Here is a 19,230-nt window from a genome sequence, read left to right as displayed (position 1 = left end):
TAAACGAACAAACATGAAAACATACACTAAAACAATATGGAATATATGCGCATGCATGCTTATCATCTTGCTCGGCGGATGCGCAGACGATGACATCATACGAAACGACTGCGGATCGACCTTGCAAGAGACAGAATCTCATCTAATAAGCACGTTCTCCTTGCCGGAAGGCAAAACTCCCATACAAGATACGAGAGAACAGATCTTTTTCCAGTTGAGATCGCTGAGCGATAACTCCATACAGCTCATGGAAGGTAAGATCCGGAAAAACGCGGGGATTCTTTCCTGTGAAATGTTTATCCCCAATAATCTGGTATTAGAAGATGGAGACTATATACTTTGGTTAAAATTCGATGAAGAAGGCAGCGTCTATCCACTAAGCTATCATCTGACATTCCGTGACAAGATGGTCAGTATGGTACGTGATACTAAATATATTTACGAGATGCTGAATGGCGAAGGTACGGAAGAAAATCCTTATCTGATTACTTCCACCAACGATTTCGCCTATCTCGTGTCTCAATTAGCCACGTACGACCGTAATTACGGATACGGGCAATTCTTCAAGCAAATAGCCGACATCAAAGCTCCTATCCCCAATTGCCTGTATCAAGGCAACGCTTATAAAAGCGCCCCGTTCGCGGGAAACTACGACGGCGATTCCCATAAGATACTAAACCTAACCTATCTCGGGACGAACGGCGGAGAGCAAAGCGACGCAATCGGGCTTTTCTCCATTTTACACGACGGGGCAGTGATCCGGAATCTTGATATAGAAGGAGCGGATATAGAGTATCCGGGGAATTGTTGCGGATTGCTTGCGGGAGTAGCTAACGGAAATATACGAATCGAGAATATAACCTTAAACGGGAATATCAAGTCCACGAAGGATAAGGTTGGCGGTTTAATAGGCTATATCGAGGGCAACGCCCAGTCGTTGGCACAAATCAGTATCCGGAATGTGCGATTGGGCGTCTCATTCTCGGAATCCGGCAGCTCTTATATCGGAGCGTTGATCGGCTGGGCCGAGAACGCTTCCATTCAAGTGGAGGATATCAGTAGCGACGGGATTTTCAAAAACTTGAGAGGGAATAATCATGTGGCCGGTCTGATCGGGAAATTATATGGTCAAATCGATGCCAGAAAAATTAAGCTGCAACATACCACCTTAAACGATTTCCCGATATCCGGAAACCAGAACGTAGGCGGATTGATCGGAGAGGCATTCTTACAGGCGGCATCCAATTTCAAAGACATAACCATCGACATGCCGATCAAAGGTAGCTCCTATGTCGGCGGATTGATCGGTCAGATCCGGTCGGAAACCCCTACCAATATCCTCATCGCCATCGAGAACTTCCAGTTGTCCAATCCGGCAAATCGGTCTCAAATCCAAGGGGGTAGTTATGTGGGTGGAATGATCGGATATTCCCACAAAACACACGCTAACGCATTTACGATAGAGCTTAAAGGGGAATCCTTGTTTCATGCCTCGATAACCGGGCAGTCTGTTATAGGAGGTATTTTCGGTTCTTTAGATGATACCCAAATACAATTTACCCCGGCCTCACGATTGTATATGGATAATGAATCCCTTGAAGCTTCTTCAGGGATTTGTGGCACTTTAGCCGGAGCCTTATCTTACCAAGAACCGGGGAAAGAAATTCTTTTGGATCCGGAAATATTGGTGATTAATCCCAACATCAAAATAAAAGGAGGAAATAACGTAGGAGGAATCATCGGAAAATTATATAATGGGACGTTGACAGGAACCTATACCCCCGAATTCAGTACCACGAACGTAATCGTGAGCAAGATTCCACGACCTATTTTCCCGGGTAACATAAATTCGGAAAAACCCTATCGAGAAAATGCCGCTTCTATTGGAGGAATTGTCGGATATGCCGATAAATCTACCCTCAGAAGACTCTTCACGCAACTTTCCATTTACGGCAGAAGTACTGTCGGAGGAATCATCGGATATGCGAGCGATACTCAAATATCAGATTGTGGCGTGAAAACAGAAACATTTAATAATGGGAATAATAGCGCCATTATGGTAGGAGGAATTATCGGACAAGCATCGTGCTCATCCCACTGTGAGTTTTCCAATCTAGTAAATTACAGTAATATCTCCTCAGGATCCAATTATATCGGAGGCATTTTCGGGAGTATGGTAGCAGGAACTAGCGTAAAGATCAATAAAGTCGTGAATTTAGGTAAGATATCAGCCACAAATAACGTAGGCGGTATCATAGGGAAAACTTCAGGAAAAGACATAGAGGTTTATGACGCGGCTAATTTCGGCTCAATCCAAGGTATCGCAGGAGATAAAGAATGCGGAGTGGGCGGTATAGCCGGTGCCGCCGAGGATGCCATTACAATTTATAAATCCGTTAACCACGGAAATATCACCATAAACAGGAATGCCAAGTATTATGGAGCAGGAGGTATCTTGGGGTATGTGAAGCAAGGGGGAGCACATGTCCGTTACTGCTGTAACCGGGCAAATATAGACTATCCGAAAGATAAAGAAGACAGCCATGGCATTGGAGGTATCGTGGGTAGCATAGAAAAGGCTAACGATAACGACGACAGTTACGTACTGGATTGCTACAATATGGGAGAAATCAACGGACAGCAAAAAGCGACCAGCACGCTTGGTACCGACTATCGGGGAGGGATCGTAGGAAACCTCGGAAGCCACGGGAGATGTTACCGGGCCGTAAACGGGGGCTATGTCCGCTTTGGAAACGCAGGTGTCGGATACGGCAACAAGAATAACCTGACACATATCTATATCTCGCCCGGTACAGGCAAAGACTTTGGGGCAACGTCTATCCCTCTACCAATCAGAGAAGATAAAAATATTTACCAAGGATTCGACTTCACGGGAGATCATGATCCAAACCGGCAACCGGTCTGGGTTCTGGGTGGCACATATAGCTCGGAGAATAAAATGCTACCCTACTTGCATTCAGGAAAATGTTATTTCCAGTTCGCAAAATATGCCCCATAGAGGATTGACAAACTATACAAGGTAGCAAGCATTCCCATAGCTATAACGTAAAGCTGGAAGATTGGGAAATTTCAAGGTCTCTCTGAGAAGTACCGAGAAAATATTATGGATGGCATGATAATTCTAGAAACAAATTTATATTATGAAGACAAATTATTTTTTCCTATACTTTTTCTTTATCATCCTTGCCGGATGTTCGGATGATAAAATAACACCGGAATTACCCCCAAATACAAACGATACGTATGAAGGGGTTCATGATCAAATCAAGTTTTCAAATGAAACCGAGGACTTCACGTATGGAGAACTAGCTTTCTATATCAAGGTACCAGACGGAAGTATTATCGAACGAAAGGCTAAGCACCAACGGATTTCTGGAATATCCCATTTCATCATGGAAAAGGGACTGAAAGAGGGTAAATACCAATTACTCTATATGGAATATACCGTGAAATCGGATTGTCCGGAAATCGACGGACTGAAACGCCAATTCGGATTATGTTGCCAGATAAACATAACCCCGGATGGTATCCGGATAGAAAGCACCTATAACTCCAATATGAAACTTTACGGAGCCGGTACCCCCGATGATCCTTATCTGATCGGATCAAATGATGACTTGAATAAGATCAGAACCGGAATATCCAACCGATATGTGTCCTCTTCCACTTGTTATTCCCAACAAAACAATATTGACATGACCGGCTATAACGACAAATGCGGCTGGGAGGGAAATTGGTACCAGATCGGGCAATCCGCGACTTATCCATTTACCGGATATTATTACGGGAACGGATACTCGATAAAGAACATGACCCTCAAAGATCCAAACAAGATTGCCGCCAGCTTGTTCGGATACGTAAACAAGGCTGTCATCATGGACCTGACAATCCAAAACGCAGACATCACCGGCTATTGTGCCGTATCCGCCATAGCTGGAGCGATCGTCACATCGGGAAGCGGACAAGATCCAACCTTTATCAAGGGATGCACGGTAAAATCATCGACCATCCAAAGTCAAGGGGACGGTATGGGAATCGGTGGAATTGTAGGTTCCGTAGATCCAAACACTAAATTATGGATCGATTCATGCAAAGTAGACGATAATACCGTACAAGGAGCTATAGCCGTAGGCGGTATTCTTGGCGGGGCCAACGTACTTTCGACAACACAAATCACCAACTCCAGTAACGAAAAAGGCAAGGTAGAGGCATATTACATGAACGCAGGAGGAATTGTCGGCTACGCTGATTCCTTATACGTCTATCTCTGCACGAACAAATCGCAGGTAAAAGGCGGCACACACTCACACAAACCTGATCGATTATCTGGTTTCATGGGTACCGGAGGTATCGTCGGCGGAAGCGGAATCAGCTCAATCATAACCTGCCGGAACGAGGGGAGCGTAAATGGCCAGAGAGGTGTTGGAGGGATCATAGGAAGTACTTTAGTCATTCTTAATCCGGCAACATATAATAATACATTTATAGGATATTGCTCTAATAAGGGCAGAGTCAACGGAAAAGAGAATGTAGGCGGACTATGCGGTGAAGCACAATTAGGAACTTACAAATCTTACAATGAAGGAAAGGTAACAGCAGATGGCTACTATGCCGGTGGCATAATCGGGGCTACCCCATTATCCAGTATCACCAACACGATCAATTTCGGAACTGTATCTGCCTCACGGTTCAGTGGCGGCATGAGCGGACAAATACAAAGCGGATCATTGGCGTTAAATGTGAATATGGGCAAGATCTCGGGGAGTACATATATCGGAGGGATGGCCGGTATCGCAGGAGGTTGCCTATCCATGAACTATTGCGCTAACTTAGCAGATGTAGAAGGAAATGGGTATATCGCCGGATTAATCGGAGAAGTCGGCGATTCAAGGGAATGGACAGAGGCCGAGAAACGCTCCGCCATATTCGCCACTATCGAGCTTGGCCTTTCGGTTTTTAATACCGTTGTCGGTATCGCTGATGCGGGAACGACAATCCTTAACAATCTAATCACGTCATACGACGCAGTAATGGAAAGTATCAGTGCCTATTCATTGGGAAAAGAAATGGCCGACCTTTTCCGTCCAATGCAACGAAAGGACTACACAACTTCGCTTAGTGGATTAGTCACCAAGGGGATGGAAAAACTGGAAACAGATATGGATAATATACTGCGAAATAAATTATCAGCTCTTCAGTTTAGCACACCCAATCTTCAATATGGGCGAATGATCGATCAATTCATGAACGAATACAGGAAAAAAGTGATTGCTTGGTATGAGACCGGCAAAAACCATGAGGATTTCCGTGACGCGATGAATTACAAAAGAAATCTTCGCTATAATCAAATACTGGATATCAAGAAAACAGAAAAGATCATCCATACCTTGGCAGACGGGGTATGTTTTATAGCCAGCACAGCCGCTTTTGTCGCCGGATTCGTTACCACAGGTGGTGTCAGCACGATAATCGCTGCGGCCGGTGTGGTCGTCAGTGTGGTCGGATACGCAAACTCCATAACAGCTATAGCGGACGATTTCCAAGAAAATGCTGTGGTAATCAGCCAATGTGTCAGCTTCGGAAACATTAGGGCGAAAACAGGCCCGTACGGCGATTACAACGGAGGACTCATCGGGCATTTTGATGAAGGTTGCCTGATATCGGATTGCCTAAACGGAAGCGATGGCAATAAAATAGGAGGAGCTACGGTAGGAAGTCCGGAAAAGCAAGCTGTCGTAAAAAAATGCCTGAATATCGGTAGCCAGTGGAAAAATTTCGCCTATACGGGTAATGCACTAAGCCGATTTGAAGATAACTATTGCCTAGAAAATACGATCGAAAATAGAAATATCCATGGTGCCACCGGCTTAACCCTGCCACAATTATCGACCACTTCCACATTCCAAGGCTGGGATTTCCAAAGACTTTGGAAGATTCCCTACACAGGACTGGGCTACTTCCCGGTTCCTTATCAATCTGAGATGCAATACAAAGAACCCCAATTATAAAAACAAGCAAATATGAAAACGATTAATAAGCCTATCTGGCACTTACTTCTATACCTGTTCATCTTATCGCTGGCCGGAAGTTGTTCAGATGACGATATGCGGAGAAACAGCATCGGTTCTTCCTTGAAAGAAAACGGCGACCATTCGGTCAGCTCCTTTACTTTGCCCCAAGAGAATAGTGAAATCATCAATAAGGACGGGATCATATACCTACAACTCACGTCATTGAGTGACAATAGCACTCTCGATTTCGAGGGAAACTTAAGATTCCTTTCGGGAAATCTCACTTGCGAAATCTATATCCCGAACAATCAAGAAATCGCCGACGGGGATTATATAATGTGGATACGGAGCGAAATGGAAGGAAATTTATACCCTCAAGGTTATCGCCTTACGTTCCAAGAGCAAATGGTAAGCGCTGTACTTGCCACTGTACATAAATATGACCAATTGCAAGGAAAAGGCACAGTAGATCATCCCTATTTGATCACGTCCACCGAGGACTTCGCATATATGGTACAGCAGCTCCTTATGTATGACAGTAGCCATGGTAAAAACCAATATTTTAAACAGGTAGCCGATATTTTAGCGCCTGTCACCGACTGTCTTTACCAAGGAAATGGTTATAAATGCGCCCCCTTTGCCGGCATATACGATGGAAACTCGAAACAAATACAGGGTATGGCGTTCACTGGAAGTTCCACGGAAGAATCAGTTGGCCTATTTTCCACGCTCCTTGACGGAGCCATCATCCGTAACCTTACCCTTATGGGTGCGAATATCCAAAGTCCAGGCTCCAAATGCGGTCTTCTTGCAGGAGTAGCACAAGGGGAGGTACGTATAGAGAACGTGGAGGTACGTGGTACGATTAATATGGGAAAAGATAAAATCGGAGGGCTGATTGGCTATGCGGAAAAAGCAGGCAACAAACAAGGCCACCTCACGATCAATGATACTAAATTCTATGTAACCTTCGTTGATAACGGATCTTATGTCGGAGGATTGGTTGGATGGGCCGAAAGCGTACAAATGGATATCAATAATATAACAACATCCTCTCCCTTCGGCATATTAACCGGAAAAGATAATACAGGAGGTTTAATCGGTAAATTGTATGGTACAATATCCGCCAATAACATTAAATTGACACACACCACCGATGATCCGAATATGAAAATCATCACAGGAAATAATCGTACCGGAGGATTGATAGGTGAATTCTATATGACCAATTCTTCCTCTTTAAATAATATCACGGTTAATCTGCCTATTGATGGACACGATGAAGTGGGAGGATTGATTGGGAAGTTGTATGTATCTTCAACGAGTTCTTTCACGCTAAGCATAGACACTTATAACAAATCTACGGGATCTCAAGGAGATCAACCTATTAAAGGAGAAAGTAAGATAGGAGGACTAATCGGTTTATCATCCGCAAAACAAGGTAATATCATTTTAAAATTAATCGGGGAATCCACAATCACATCCCCTATCACTTCTTCTGGCAAATATGCGGGGGGTGTTTTAGGCCAAGCGCAACAAACAAAGATAGAATTTAACAATTCCGCCAAAATAAATTTAAACATCGCAAACATAAAGGCCAATCAGTATGCGGGAGGTTTCGCCGGTTCATTGGAAAACGGTGGAACAATTAATGTAAATACACAAAAAGTACAATTAAGCCCTTTAATGTCTATTAGAGGAAACAGTGGATTAGGAGGTTTCTCCGGAATAATTGTATCAACGAATCTCAAAGGAGACTATAAGCCAAACTTCAGCGATACCGATGTGATAACCAATAAGGACAATACGCCATTCTTCGCAGGTAAAATCAATTCTGACGACAAGAGTTCTAGTGCCCAATACATAGGTGGTATAGCGGGAAGCGTAGATAATTCAAGTATAGAAGGCTTCTATGTCACTCCTTCTTTATGTGGCAATCGATACGTCGGTGGAATTGCCGGAAGCGTAAATAACACAACCGTCTACAACTGCGCAGCCAATTGTGGCGTATTTAACAACGGAAGTTATAGCGAAGCCTATTCGTTGGGTGGAATCATCGGATATTTATCCAACAACAAAGCGTGCAACTACGAGAATTTGGTGAATTATACATCCATTAATGATGTCGGAGATGGTATAGGAGGTATAATCGGACATGCAGACTGTTCCTCAAACATTACATTGAGAAAAGTCGTAAATCTCAAAAATTTAACCGCTAATTATAGAATAGGTGGTATTATTGGGTACATTTCGGGAACAAGCGTAGTTAAAATTTATCACTCTGCAAATTACGGAGATATCAGCGGTAAAAAAGGAAGATGGGATAAAAACGATGCCATAGGTGGTATCGTTGGCTACTCTTCGATGAATGTGCAGATCCATAACTCCGTAAATCACGGACATGTCACAGCAAGTAAAGACTATTGGGGCGCAGGTGGAATTTTAGGATACGCAAACTGTAGTATTCCATGGGTTAATTGTTGTTGTAACTGGGGAAATATAGATCTCTCCAGAGACTCTGAAAAAGAAAATGGCGGTATAGGTGGTCTTATCGGTAGCATCGAACATACGAAAGCAGGCAATTGGAACATAACAGATTGTTATAACCAAGGAACTGTCACAGGGCAAAAGCACTCAACATCCTGGGGAAGGAGAGATTACAGAGGAGGTATTGTCGGAAATATGGGAAAAGACGCAAATTGCCACTTCGTCATAAACGCCGCAAAAGTGGACTATGGGAATGCCCTTGCCGGGTATCTTACCGATAAAAACATGAAGTCGAGCTATTTAGTAAAGGATACGGGAAAAGATTTCGCAGCAACCGCAACCCTGCCAGATAGCCGTAAAGGAGACGAAAGCGAAAAGACTTTATATTCCGGATTCGATTTCCAAGGAACTTGGCAGATAGGAGGAACACACAACCAAATATGCGCACAACTCCCTTATTTGCAATCTTGTTATTTCCAATTCGCAAAATACAACCCATAAGATACGCCCCTTTTAACATCATCTATATATATCCAAATCGGGTGCAAACTATTCATCGGTTTGCGCCCGATTATCACAAAAGACTTCGTATATTTGCGAAGTTTATATCTCATATACATTACTTAATACACAAATACAAAATGAAAAAGTATCTTATTCTTGCCGCATCAGCCCTGCTCCTAGCCGCATGCAGCGAAAAACCGGGTTACGAGATCAACGGTACCGTAGCGAACACCGATCTAAACGGAAAATACGTTTACCTGTATGAATATGGCGTACAAGATGCCGCCCCAATGGATAGCGCATTGGTGCAAAACGGTACGTTCACGTTCAAGGGAACACAGAACGCCCCCGCCTTACGCAAGCTTGCCTTCGCCGAGGATGTCGTGGAACCCAAACGTGCCGCTTCCGGCGAGAACGCCCCTTTCACAAGCGTATTCGTATTGGAGAACGGTAAATTACAGGCTATTCTTGATGAGGCAGCTTCCGCCGTTTCTGGAACACCGGAGAATGACGGATTGAAAGCCCTGCAAGCACAAATGAAGACTTTGCGTGCGGATCTGGAGAAACTTTCCGCCGACATGAAATCAGAGGACAAGGAAGTCGTAAGCGCCGCCGAGAAGAAATATGACGAGATCGACCAAAAGGTAACCGATGCCGTCAAGACTTACATATTGAATAATACGACCAAGCAATCCGCCGCCAAGTTATTATACGATTTCCGTTATAGCTTGGACGAGGCGGCCCAGAACGAGATTATCGCCAAGGCGGACTCCGCTTTCAAGGCCGTTCCAAACATCGATAAGCTCATGGCTCACCTAGATGTACTGAAAACCGTAGCCGTAGGCAAGAAGTTCGTGGACTTCGAGATGGCCGACCCGAACGGTAAGACGCACAAGCTATCCGAGTTCGTAGGCAATGGCAAGAACATCGTGTTGATCGACTTTTGGGCAAGCTGGTGTCCTCCTTGCCGCCGGGATATGCCAAATTTGGTAGCCGCTTACAAGAAATACAAGAACAAAGGTTTCGAGATCGTCGGTATCTCCTTGGATAGCAAGGCTGACGCATGGGCGAAAGGCGTAAAGGACCTAAATATCACATGGCCCCAACTCTCCGACTTGCAAGGCTGGAAAAACTCCGGTGCTCAACTATACGGGGTAAACAGCATCCCTCACACCGTATTGGTGGATAAGGACGGAACGATCATCGCCAAGAACCTACATGGCGAGGAGATCGACGCTAAACTTCAAGAAATATTGAAATAATAATAACAATAACACGATATGTCCGCCCAAATCACGTTAAACTGGACGAAGGACTCGACTTTCGAGACCTTGCTGGACGGCCATAAGGTTACGATCGACACAACAGCCGAGAACGGGGGTAATAATGAAGGCCCCCGTCCTAAGGCTTTAATGCTGGTCGCCTTGGCCGGATGCAGCGCAATGGACGTAATCTCCCTTTTCCTTAAAATGAGAGTACGTTTCGACAAAATCTCTATCGACGTAACCGCAGAGACTTCGGATACGATCCCGATGGTATATACCGCATTCCACGCTACATACTATATCGACGGGAACATCGGGGACGCCGCCAAAATAGAGAAAGCGATTCGCCTTTCACAGGAAAAATACTGTGGCGTAGGACTTATGATGAAAAAGATAGGCCCGATTACCTACGATATCTTACTGAACGGCGAACCGCTTAAACCACAAAAACATGAAGATTAGAAAACAGTTCTTACTTTTATTTATCTCTACCAGTCACTTGTTCGTATATGCGCAAAACACGGAACCTTCAATGTTTACGAAAGAGGCTAACGAACAAGTGGTGAAATCACTCCCGTTTGATAACAAACAAGATTTTGAAGACGCTACCCGTGGCTTTATCGCCACGATAGACGAACCTTCCATTACCGACGAGACAGGAAAAGAGGTGTATGGATTAACTGTCTGGGATTTCCTGCGTCAAGAGACTCCGGCATCCGCCAACCCTAGTCTTTGGCGACAAGGGCAACTCAACCGCATACACGGCTTATTTGAGGTATTACCCGGTAAAATATACCAGATACGAGGATTCGACCTCGCAAATATGACGTTTATCCGTAGTGATAACGGTTGGATCGTCATAGATGTATTGCTCTCGAAAGAGACGGCCCTAGCAGGTTATAATCTTCTGAAGAAACATGTAGAAGATCTTCCGGTCAAGGCGGTTATCTATACGCATCCTCATGTGGACCATTTCGCGGGAATAGACGCTATATTGGAGAACGCCCCCAATAAGCCCGAAACGATCGAGATCATTGGCCCCAAGGGTTTCTTTGAAGATGCCGTCAGCGAGAACCTGATGGCGGGTGTAGCCATGGGGCGAAGAGCGACCTATATGTATGGCCGCAGTCTACCTAAAAATGAGAAAGGAAATATAGGTACTGGTTTAGGACAAACTACCGCGGCAGGAACTACGGGCTTGGTCCCTCCTACCCGTGAGATATCCGAGGAGGGCGAGACTTTACGAATTGATGGTGTCGAGATCGTATTCATGTCCGTACCCGGCGCCGAGGCTCCCTCGGAAATCATGATGTACTTCCCTGAGATGAAAGCTTTCTGCGTAGCCGAGGAAATCAACCGTACCCTGCACAACCTGCTGACCTTACGAGGGGCGAAGGTCCGGAACGGCCAATTATGGAGCAAATATATCGACCGGGCGATCACGGAGTGCGGCGATCAGGTAGAGGTATCCTTCTCTACCCACCATTGGCCGACTTGGGACAATAAGAACATCGTCGCTTACTGGGAAAAGCAGCGGGATTTGTATCGCTACCTACACGATCAGACACTTCACCTCGCCAACCAAGGATATACGCCTCGAGAAATAGCGGAGATGATTAAATTACCAAGCTCTATCGCCAACGAGTTCGCCAACCGGGGATATTATGGAACCGTTAGCCATAACGTAAAAGCCCAATATCAAATGTATTTCGGCTGGTTCGACGGCATCCCCGCCCATCTGAACCCACTCCCGCCGGTAGAAGAAGGTAAAAAATACGTAGAGGCTATCGGAGGAGAGGACGAGGTAATGAAAAAGGCGCGAGAGGCATACAATCAAGGAGAATACCGTTGGACGGCTACTTTGCTGAACCATCTCGTTTTCGCTAATCCAAAGCATAAACCCGCCCGCCAATTACTTGCGGACACGTACGCTCAATTGGGCTACCAAGCGGAAAGCGGCCCGTGGCGTAATTTCTACCTGACCGGAGCTATGGAACTGACCGAAGGCATCGCTGGCAAAGGCAAGGCCAACTCAAACCGGGCACGTATGTCCCAGAACCTAAGTCCCGAAATGCTATTCGATTTGCTCGCTATCCAAATAAATGGAGAAAAAGCGGCCGATAAAGACTTAATAATAAATATTATCTTAACCGATACGAACGAACAAGCCACCTTGATCTTAAAGAACGGCGCCTTATCGAACCGTATCGGCAGGCTCCATCCGGCCCCTACCGTAACTTTGGAAGGAGACAAACAAGTCATCTACGCAAGTCTCATGCAGCCGGAGAATATAGCGGCAAATCTGCAAGCCCATAAGTTATCGGTAACCGGGAAACTTGAAAGCCTAAAAGAGCTATTCTCCACTTTTGAGGCTCCGGACGCTTATTTTAATATCATCGAGCCTTAAACCTTTCCCGCCTCTTGCATGGCTGGATTAAAAAATTTATCTTTGTGCGATCTTTAGAGAAAGCGATATTACTATAAAATTAGCATAAGGTTTTATTACACTTTAATATAATAAATTAGCGATTATGATTTATTCACATGAAGTTCAACACATGTGTGTTGTAAAGAAGGGAGCTAACCACCAGTGCGCTCCGATTCCTGAAGAAGGAAAGTGGGTTAGAGCAACTCAGATCACTGATATCTCTGGTTTGACTCACGGTATCGGTTGGTGCGCGCCGAAACAAGGTGGATGTAAGCTGACATTAAACGTTAAAGAAGGAATCATCCAAGAGGCTCTTGTAGAGACAATCGGTTGTTCCGGTATGACTCACTCAGCGGCTATGGCTTCTGAGATCCTTCCGGGTAAAACCCTTTTGGAAGCATTGAACACAGACCTTGTTTGTGACGCTATCAACACCGCTATGCGCGAGTTGTTCTTGCAGATCGTTTACGGTCGTACACAGTCCGCTTTCTCTGAGGGAGGTCTGCCTGTAGGCGCTGGCTTGGAAGACCTTGGTAAAGGTTTGCGTAGCCAAGTGGGTACGATGTTCGGTACATTGGCTAAAGGTCCCCGCTACTTGGAGATGGCCGAGGGATATTGCACACGCATGGCTTTGGACGCTGATGACGAAGTAATCGGTTATGAATTCATCCACTTGGGTAAATTCATGGATATGGTAAAGAAGGGTATGGACGCTAACGAGGCACTGGAAAAGGCGAAAGGCTCTTACGGTCGTTTCAAAGAAGCTGTAAAATATATCGATCCTCGTAATGAATAAGAAAACATTTACACGTGTCCTCATCGGGCTGAGCGTTATCACGGCCGTGGCTACGCTTATCACGTATTTCGTGATGAAGCCGGAGAAACCGTGGTTGGCGTTTTACGTGGCTTGTTGCGGCGGTGTATTGGTTTTCAACTTTCTGATATCTTTATTCCTAGTAAATAAGAATTTTAAAAAGTAAAAAATAATATGGCTTTATTTGAAAGTTATGACCGTCGTATTGATCATATCAACGCGGTATTAAACGAATATGGTATCAACGGTATCGAAGACGCAAAGGCTATCTGCGATGCTAAGGGTATCGACCCTTATACAATGTGTAAGGAAACTCAACCGATCTGTTTCGAGAACGCTTGCTGGGCTTACGTAGTAGGTGCCGCTATCGCTATCAAGAAAGGTTGTACGAACGCTGCCGAGGCTGCCGAGGCTATCGGTATCGGTTTACAGGCATTCTGTATCGCTGGTTCTGTTGCGGATGACCGTAAGGTGGGTATCGGCCACGGTAACTTGGCCGCTCGTTTGCTTCGCGAGGAGACTAAGTGTTTCGCTTTCTTGGCTGGCCACGAGTCTTTCGCCGCAGCTGAGGGTGCTATCAAGATCGCCGAGATGGCAAACAAGGTTCGTAAAGAGCCTTTGCGTGTTATCTTGAACGGTTTAGGTAAGGATGCCGCTAAGATCATCTCTCGTATCAACGGTTTCACGTATGTACAGACTCAGTTCGACTACATGACAGGTGAGGTGAACGTTATCGAGGAGAAAGCTTATTCTAACGGTCTTCGTGCGAAAGTTAAGTGCTACGGCGCTGACGACGTTCGTGAGGGTGTGGCTATCATGCGTAAGGAAGGTGTTGACGTATCCATCACGGGTAACTCTACGAACCCGACTCGTTTCCAACATCCGGTAGCCGGTACTTATAAGAAAGAATGTATGGAGAACGGTCACCCGTATTTCTCTGTTGCTTCTGGTGGTGGTACGGGCCGTACTTTGCACCCGGACAACATGGCCGCTGGTCCTGCTTCTTATGGTATGACGGACACAATGGGCCGTATGCACGGTGACGCTCAGTTCGCTGGTTCTTCATCCGTTCCTGCTCACGTAGAAATGATGGGCTTCTTGGGTATGGGTAACAACCCGATGGTAGGTGCTACGGTTGCTGTAGCGGTTGCTATCGAGGAAGCTATGAAGAAGTAATCAACTAAACAATAAAATAATTGTTTATATATAGACTCCTGTAATCTTGATGGTTGCAGGAGTTTTTATTTTACTTATCAAAAGGAGGAAAAGGATGACACTAAACATAGACCAAGAGAGTTGCATCAAATGCGGGAAATGCGTACGGGTATGCCCTTCGGATATATTCACGCAAGAAAGAGCCGGAGAGACGATCGGGCTGGTACGTGTGGAAAGCTGCATCGTTTGCGGGCATTGCGTGGACGTATGTCCGACCGGTTCCGTGCTACACAGCGAATTCCCGCCGGAGAAAACGCATACGATCGATTACAGCCAAATGCCTACGCCGGAGCAGGTGATGTTGCTGATCAAGTCACGCCGTTCCAACCGGACATTGACCTCGAGGCCCGTCCCCAAGGAGATGCTGGACAAGATCGTGGAGGCCGCTCATTCCGCGCCGACGGCTACAAACTCCCAAAGCCTCTCGTTCACCGTCGTCACCGATCCGCAAAAGCTACGGCAGGTGAGCGATTATACGATAGGCGTGTTCGACTCCTTGGCGAAGCTATTATTGAATCCCGTCGTGAAATGTGTGGTCAAGCCGTTTATGAAGGATGTCTATAAATACGTACCGGTATTCAATCGGTTGAAAGAGGAACACAAGGCGGGTAAAGACCCGATTCTCCGGAAAGCCACCGCCCTGCTACTGATCCATACACCGAAGTCCAACCGATTCGGAAGTGAGGACGCTAACCTCGCTTATCAAAACGCCTCCTTGATGGCGCAATCGCTTGGGGTAAGCCAGATCTATATGGGCTTTGTACTCACTGCCATCCGGCAGGAAGGAAAAGATACGCTCGCCAAGACGCTAGGGATCGACGGCAAGATACAAGCGATCATGGCGCTCGGCATACCGGCTTTCAAATACCCGAAGTATACGGACCGGAAAGAGATCGTCAAGAACTATATCGAGTGAGACTTGATGGAGACAACCTTATCGACCGGTGTATGCGATCCATTGGATTACGCATCGTAAGTCAATGGATTACGATACGTAAGTCATTGACTTATGGTTCGGATCTCATAGGTTTACCGGGCTAGGATCACTCCCGATCACCAGAACTTATTATGCTCCGGGCTGTATTCAAAACCAGCGTCTTTAAGCTTTGTAAGAAGGGATTTCTTGTTCACTTGCAAATCCTCGCATAAATCGTCGAGGGAAGAATAATTGTCACGAAGTTTCATATTGATGAAGCTGAATAGCATCATCGGATCGTTTGGTAATGACATAATCTTACGAATAAAAATGTTATCTATGTTTTACAACACAAAGATAATGCTTTTTCGCCAGATGGAACCCAGACACGATCCTTATTATTTGAATATCGGTACGCAACAAAACAACCTACAAACTGGTTTTAAATAACGAGAACTTATAATTCAATTGAATGACATGAAAAAATATGTATTAGTAGTAGCGGTAGCCGCAGCCCTATTCAGCTGTAGCGGCAACCCAAAGGCAGACGCCACGCAAACAGACAAGAACAAGCAGGAAACCGCCCAAGTACCGGATATGCACAACGCAGAGACTTCCTTGGATTACTGGGGTGTTTACGAAGGGACATTACCGGCCGCCAGCTCGCCGGGTATTAAAACGACCTTGACATTGAACAAGGATAAAACCTTTACCCTCCGCTCCGAATATATTGACGAGAAAGACGGTATTTTTAATGATAAGGGAACTTACACGCTGGACGGTAACATCTTGACGGCGAAACAAGAAGGGGGAGACATCACGTATTATAAGGTAGAGGAAGGCCAACTGAAAATGCTGGACCAGCAGAAGCAACCCGTCACGGGCGACTTAGCCAAGTTCTATATCCTTAAGCAAACAAAGAAATTCTAGGATTTATCCCCATAAGTATATACTTTCAAGGGCAAAAGCATACCCTTTTGTACATGAAAGTATATACTCATTTGCCTAAACCCAAAACTATTCCTACCTTTGCGTCCCTATATAACTATATAATTACTCCAATGAGAATAGCCGCTTAATTTATCTCAAGATGTCGTTCTTTCCATCCGGAAAGCCCTCTATCCGTATAGAGCTGATTTCGTGACGACAGATTCGAGGCTATCGTGAAACCGATCATCATCGGTATTTCTTATCCATTTTAGTATCTCACATTTTAAATCAGTTCACACTATGAGTATCGTAGCGCAAAAAATCACGTATATACATCCGGACAACCAAGTCTTATTCAAGGGGATCGACTTAACGATCAACAAGGGGCAAAAGGTAGCCTTAGTCGGGAACAACGGATCGGGAAAATCTACTTTCCTCCGTATCTTGGCTGGAACCTTGCAAGCGCAGGAAGGGGAGATTATCTATCCGACCCCACCCTATTACGTACCCCAGCATTTCGGGCAATATGATAACCAGACGGTGGCTCAGGCCCTACGTATCGACGGGAAACTAGAAGCCTTGCGGGCGATTACCGAGGGCGACGCCTCCCTCTCTAATTTCAATACGCTGGCGGATGACTGGACGATCGAGGAACGGAGCCTCGCCGCCCTGCACGCTTGGGGTTTGGAGCATATCCTCCTTTCCCAACCGATGCGCACATTAAGCGGCGGCGAGAAAACCAAAGTTTTCCTCTCCGGAATCGAGATCCACCAACCCTCGATCCTGCTATTGGATGAGCCGACCAACCATCTGGATAGGCGTAGCCGGGAGAAGTTATACGATTTCATCACGTCTTGCCGCATCACCTTGCTGGTCGTCAGCCACGATCGTACCTTATTGAACCTATTAGCTTCCATAGCGGAATTATCCGTCGGGGGGATCACCCTTTACGGGGGTAATTATGATTTCTACAAGGAACAAAAAGAACAGGAACAGGCTTCCATGCAAGAGAAACTGGAAGCGAAGGAGAAAGAGCTTCGCAGGGTCAGGAAAACCGCCCGTGAGGTAGCCGAGCGAAAACAAAAGCATGAATCCCGGGGAGAGAAGCAAAGCGTCCGGAAAGGAATCCCCCGGATCATGATGGGCGGATTGAAGGAGAACGCCGAGAAAAGCGCCTCCAAACTAAAAGAGGTTCACGAGGACAAGATGGAGAACCTTGCCAACGAGCTAAAGCAAATGCGCTCCTCCCTACCCGACCTTCAAGGCATGAAACTGGATTTCAGCGCATCCGGCTTACACGAAGGCAAGATATTGGTTACCGCCAAGGAGATCAATTTCGGTTACGCCGAGGCCGGCGATCTATGGCTCTCCCCGATGAGCTTCCAGATCAAGAGTGGGGAACGGTGGCTGATACAAGGCGATAACGGTTCAGGCAAGACGACTTTGCTGAAGTTGATTACCGGCCAGTTACCGCCTCGTAGCGGTTCCTTGATCCGTGCGGATTTCTCCTCTATCTATATCGACCAAGAATACTCGATCGTCCGGAACGACCGGACGGTGTACGAGCAAGCGCAAGCCTTCAACGAGCGTCATTTCCAAGAGCACGAGATCAAGACATTGCTAAACCGTTTCCTCTTCCCGCACGACACGTGGGAGAAGAGCTGCGGGAAGCTGAGCGGAGGCGAGAAAATGAGGTTGGCATTCTGTTGCTTGATGATCAGTAACCAGACTCCGGACCTGTTTATCCTAGATGAGCCGACCAATAATCTCGACATCCAAAGCATCGAGATTATCACCTCCATGGTCCGTGCGTACAGGGGCACGATCTTGCTGATCTCGCACGACGCTTATTTTATTCGGGAATTGGGTATCCACCAAATAATAACTACCTTCGCGGGTAGGTTAAAGACGAATTTATGAAGACGTTACTTGACGTGCATACCCATACGGTAGCCAGTGGGCATGCCTTTAGCACCCTGCAAGAAATGGCAGCGGCCGCCTCCGAGAAAGGATTGAAGTTACTAGGTATAACAGAGCATGCCCCCGGCATACCGGGGACGTGCTCCCCGATTTACTTCCGCAACCTGCACGTGGTTCCCCGCCGGATATACGGTGTCGAGTTATTGCTCGGAGCGGAATTGAACATCATCGACTATAAGGGTACGATCGATCTGGGCGAGGAGTACTTCCCGATGCTGGATATCCGGATAGCGGGCATCCACTCGCTTTGCTACAAACCGGGAACGGTCGAGCAGAATACGGAGGCGATGATCGGGGCGATCCGCAACCCGCATGTCCACATCATCAGCCACCCGGGAGACGGCACGGCCGAGGTGGATTTCGAGCCTATCGTATTAGCGTCCAAAGAGCATCACACGTTGCTGGAGATCAACAACAGCTCTCTCAACCCGGTCCGCAAGAAACTCACCGCCCGGGATAATAACCTCACGATCTTGCGCCTATGCAAGAAATACGAGGTTCCTGTGATTTTAGGTAGCGACGCGCATATATCTTTCGATATAGCCCGGTACGATCATATCTATGAGTTATTGCAAGAGACACGATTTCCGGAGGAATTGATATTGAACGACAAGGTAGAGGCGTTCAAGAAGTTCATAGGGAGATAAGCGGTGCCTTAC

Annotated in this window: 14 protein-coding genes; 13 read left to right on the top strand and 1 reads right to left on the bottom strand. The window is 46.1% G+C overall.

Features of this window, described 5'->3' with window-relative positions; all coding sequences use genetic code 11:
* Nucleotides 1-13: 13 nt before the first annotated feature.
* The 10 genes from DW205_RS00415 (at nucleotide 14) to DW205_RS00370 (ending at nucleotide 15,661) form a co-directional block, all read left to right on the top strand.
* Nucleotides 14-3,019, top strand: coding sequence for a hypothetical protein (locus tag DW205_RS00415; protein ID WP_005868041.1), 3,006 nt, complete (start codon nucleotides 14-16; stop codon nucleotides 3,017-3,019).
* A gap of 142 nt (nucleotides 3,020-3,161) precedes the next feature.
* A complete protein-coding gene (locus DW205_RS00410; RefSeq protein ID WP_005868038.1) occupies nucleotides 3,162-6,029 on the top strand; it encodes a hypothetical protein in 2,868 nt (955 codons plus the stop codon).
* 12 nt (nucleotides 6,030-6,041) lie between these two features.
* The gene (locus DW205_RS00405) at nucleotides 6,042-9,020 is read left to right on the top strand and encodes a hypothetical protein (protein ID WP_034530494.1); all 2,979 of its coding nucleotides are present in this window, start codon (nucleotides 6,042-6,044) and stop codon (nucleotides 9,018-9,020) included.
* A 140-nt stretch (nucleotides 9,021-9,160) separates the two neighbouring features.
* A complete protein-coding gene (locus DW205_RS00400; RefSeq protein WP_005868035.1) occupies nucleotides 9,161-10,285 on the top strand; it encodes a TlpA disulfide reductase family protein in 1,125 nt (374 codons plus the stop codon).
* 18 nt (nucleotides 10,286-10,303) lie between these two features.
* Nucleotides 10,304-10,750 carry an OsmC family protein gene (locus tag DW205_RS00395; RefSeq protein WP_121962988.1) on the top strand — a complete coding sequence of 149 codons (447 nt, stop codon included), beginning with the start codon at nucleotides 10,304-10,306 and terminating at the stop codon, nucleotides 10,748-10,750.
* Nucleotides 10,740-12,695, top strand: a complete 1,956-nt coding sequence (locus tag DW205_RS00390; RefSeq protein WP_005868033.1) for an alkyl/aryl-sulfatase — start codon at nucleotides 10,740-10,742, stop codon at nucleotides 12,693-12,695. The genes DW205_RS00395 and DW205_RS00390 overlap by 11 nt, the downstream gene beginning before the upstream one ends.
* Before the next feature lie 124 nt (nucleotides 12,696-12,819).
* Nucleotides 12,820-13,512: an iron-sulfur cluster assembly scaffold protein gene (locus tag DW205_RS00385; RefSeq protein WP_005855907.1), complete on the top strand. Its 693-nt coding sequence runs from the start codon at nucleotides 12,820-12,822 to the stop codon at nucleotides 13,510-13,512.
* Nucleotides 13,505-13,696: a hypothetical protein gene (locus DW205_RS00380; RefSeq protein WP_005855905.1), complete on the top strand. Its 192-nt coding sequence runs from the start codon at nucleotides 13,505-13,507 to the stop codon at nucleotides 13,694-13,696. Before DW205_RS00385 ends, DW205_RS00380 begins: the two co-directional genes overlap by 8 nt.
* A gap of 8 nt (nucleotides 13,697-13,704) precedes the next feature.
* A complete protein-coding gene (locus DW205_RS00375; RefSeq protein ID WP_005855903.1) occupies nucleotides 13,705-14,706 on the top strand; it encodes a GGGtGRT protein in 1,002 nt (333 codons plus the stop codon).
* Nucleotides 14,707-14,800: 94 nt separating this feature from the next.
* On the top strand, nucleotides 14,801-15,661 hold the full coding sequence (locus DW205_RS00370) for a nitroreductase family protein (RefSeq protein ID WP_005868030.1): 861 nt from the start codon (nucleotides 14,801-14,803) through the stop codon (nucleotides 15,659-15,661).
* Nucleotides 15,662-15,798: 137 nt separating this feature from the next.
* Here the strand turns inward: DW205_RS00370 and DW205_RS00365 are convergent, their stop codons facing one another.
* Nucleotides 15,799-15,975 (bottom strand): DUF4250 domain-containing protein, encoded by a 177-nt coding sequence (locus DW205_RS00365; protein WP_005855899.1) that lies wholly within the window; start codon nucleotides 15,973-15,975, stop codon nucleotides 15,799-15,801.
* 163 nt (nucleotides 15,976-16,138) lie between these two features.
* On the opposite strand from DW205_RS00365, the gene DW205_RS00360 reads away from it, so the two are divergent.
* From DW205_RS00360 to DW205_RS00350, 3 genes are all read left to right on the top strand, one after another.
* Entirely contained in the window at nucleotides 16,139-16,591 is a 453-nt protein-coding gene (locus DW205_RS00360) for a copper resistance protein NlpE (RefSeq protein ID WP_005868028.1), read from the top strand.
* Between the two features lie 300 nt (nucleotides 16,592-16,891).
* Nucleotides 16,892-18,511: a ribosomal protection-like ABC-F family protein gene (gene abc-f / locus DW205_RS00355; RefSeq protein ID WP_005868027.1), complete on the top strand. Its 1,620-nt coding sequence runs from the start codon at nucleotides 16,892-16,894 to the stop codon at nucleotides 18,509-18,511.
* A complete protein-coding gene (locus DW205_RS00350; RefSeq protein WP_005868026.1) occupies nucleotides 18,508-19,218 on the top strand; it encodes a phosphatase in 711 nt (236 codons plus the stop codon). The genes abc-f and DW205_RS00350 overlap by 4 nt, the downstream gene beginning before the upstream one ends.
* Nucleotides 19,219-19,230 lie beyond the last annotated feature (12 nt).

Source organism: Parabacteroides sp. AM17-47, assembly GCF_003434625.1.
Classification (GTDB): Bacteria; Bacteroidota; Bacteroidia; order Bacteroidales; family Tannerellaceae; genus Parabacteroides; species Parabacteroides distasonis.
Note: the sequence above shows the minus strand (reverse complement) of the source record. Positions and strands in the feature narration are given on the sequence as shown.

Bases quoted from the DNA above. Each gene is read 5' to 3' on its own strand.
- DW205_RS00405 (WP_034530494.1), top strand. From the start codon at position 6,042: ATGAAAACGATTAATAAGCCTATCTGGCACTTACTTCTATACCTGTTC.
- DW205_RS00365 (WP_005855899.1), bottom strand. From the start codon at position 15,975: ATGTCATTACCAAACGATCCGATGATGCTATTCAGCTTCATCAATATG.
- DW205_RS00390 (WP_005868033.1), top strand. From the start codon at position 10,740: ATGAAGATTAGAAAACAGTTCTTACTTTTATTTATCTCTACCAGTCAC.
- DW205_RS00415 (WP_005868041.1), top strand. From the start codon at position 14: ATGAAAACATACACTAAAACAATATGGAATATATGCGCATGCATGCTT.
- DW205_RS00395 (WP_121962988.1), top strand. From the start codon at position 10,304: ATGTCCGCCCAAATCACGTTAAACTGGACGAAGGACTCGACTTTCGAG.
- DW205_RS00385 (WP_005855907.1), top strand. From the start codon at position 12,820: ATGATTTATTCACATGAAGTTCAACACATGTGTGTTGTAAAGAAGGGA.
- DW205_RS00370 (WP_005868030.1), top strand. From the start codon at position 14,801: ATGACACTAAACATAGACCAAGAGAGTTGCATCAAATGCGGGAAATGC.
- DW205_RS00410 (WP_005868038.1), top strand. From the start codon at position 3,162: ATGAAGACAAATTATTTTTTCCTATACTTTTTCTTTATCATCCTTGCC.
- DW205_RS00375 (WP_005855903.1), top strand. From the start codon at position 13,705: ATGGCTTTATTTGAAAGTTATGACCGTCGTATTGATCATATCAACGCG.
- DW205_RS00350 (WP_005868026.1), top strand. From the start codon at position 18,508: ATGAAGACGTTACTTGACGTGCATACCCATACGGTAGCCAGTGGGCAT.
- abc-f (WP_005868027.1), top strand. From the start codon at position 16,892: ATGAGTATCGTAGCGCAAAAAATCACGTATATACATCCGGACAACCAA.
- DW205_RS00400 (WP_005868035.1), top strand. From the start codon at position 9,161: ATGAAAAAGTATCTTATTCTTGCCGCATCAGCCCTGCTCCTAGCCGCA.
- DW205_RS00380 (WP_005855905.1), top strand. From the start codon at position 13,505: ATGAATAAGAAAACATTTACACGTGTCCTCATCGGGCTGAGCGTTATC.
- DW205_RS00360 (WP_005868028.1), top strand. From the start codon at position 16,139: ATGAAAAAATATGTATTAGTAGTAGCGGTAGCCGCAGCCCTATTCAGC.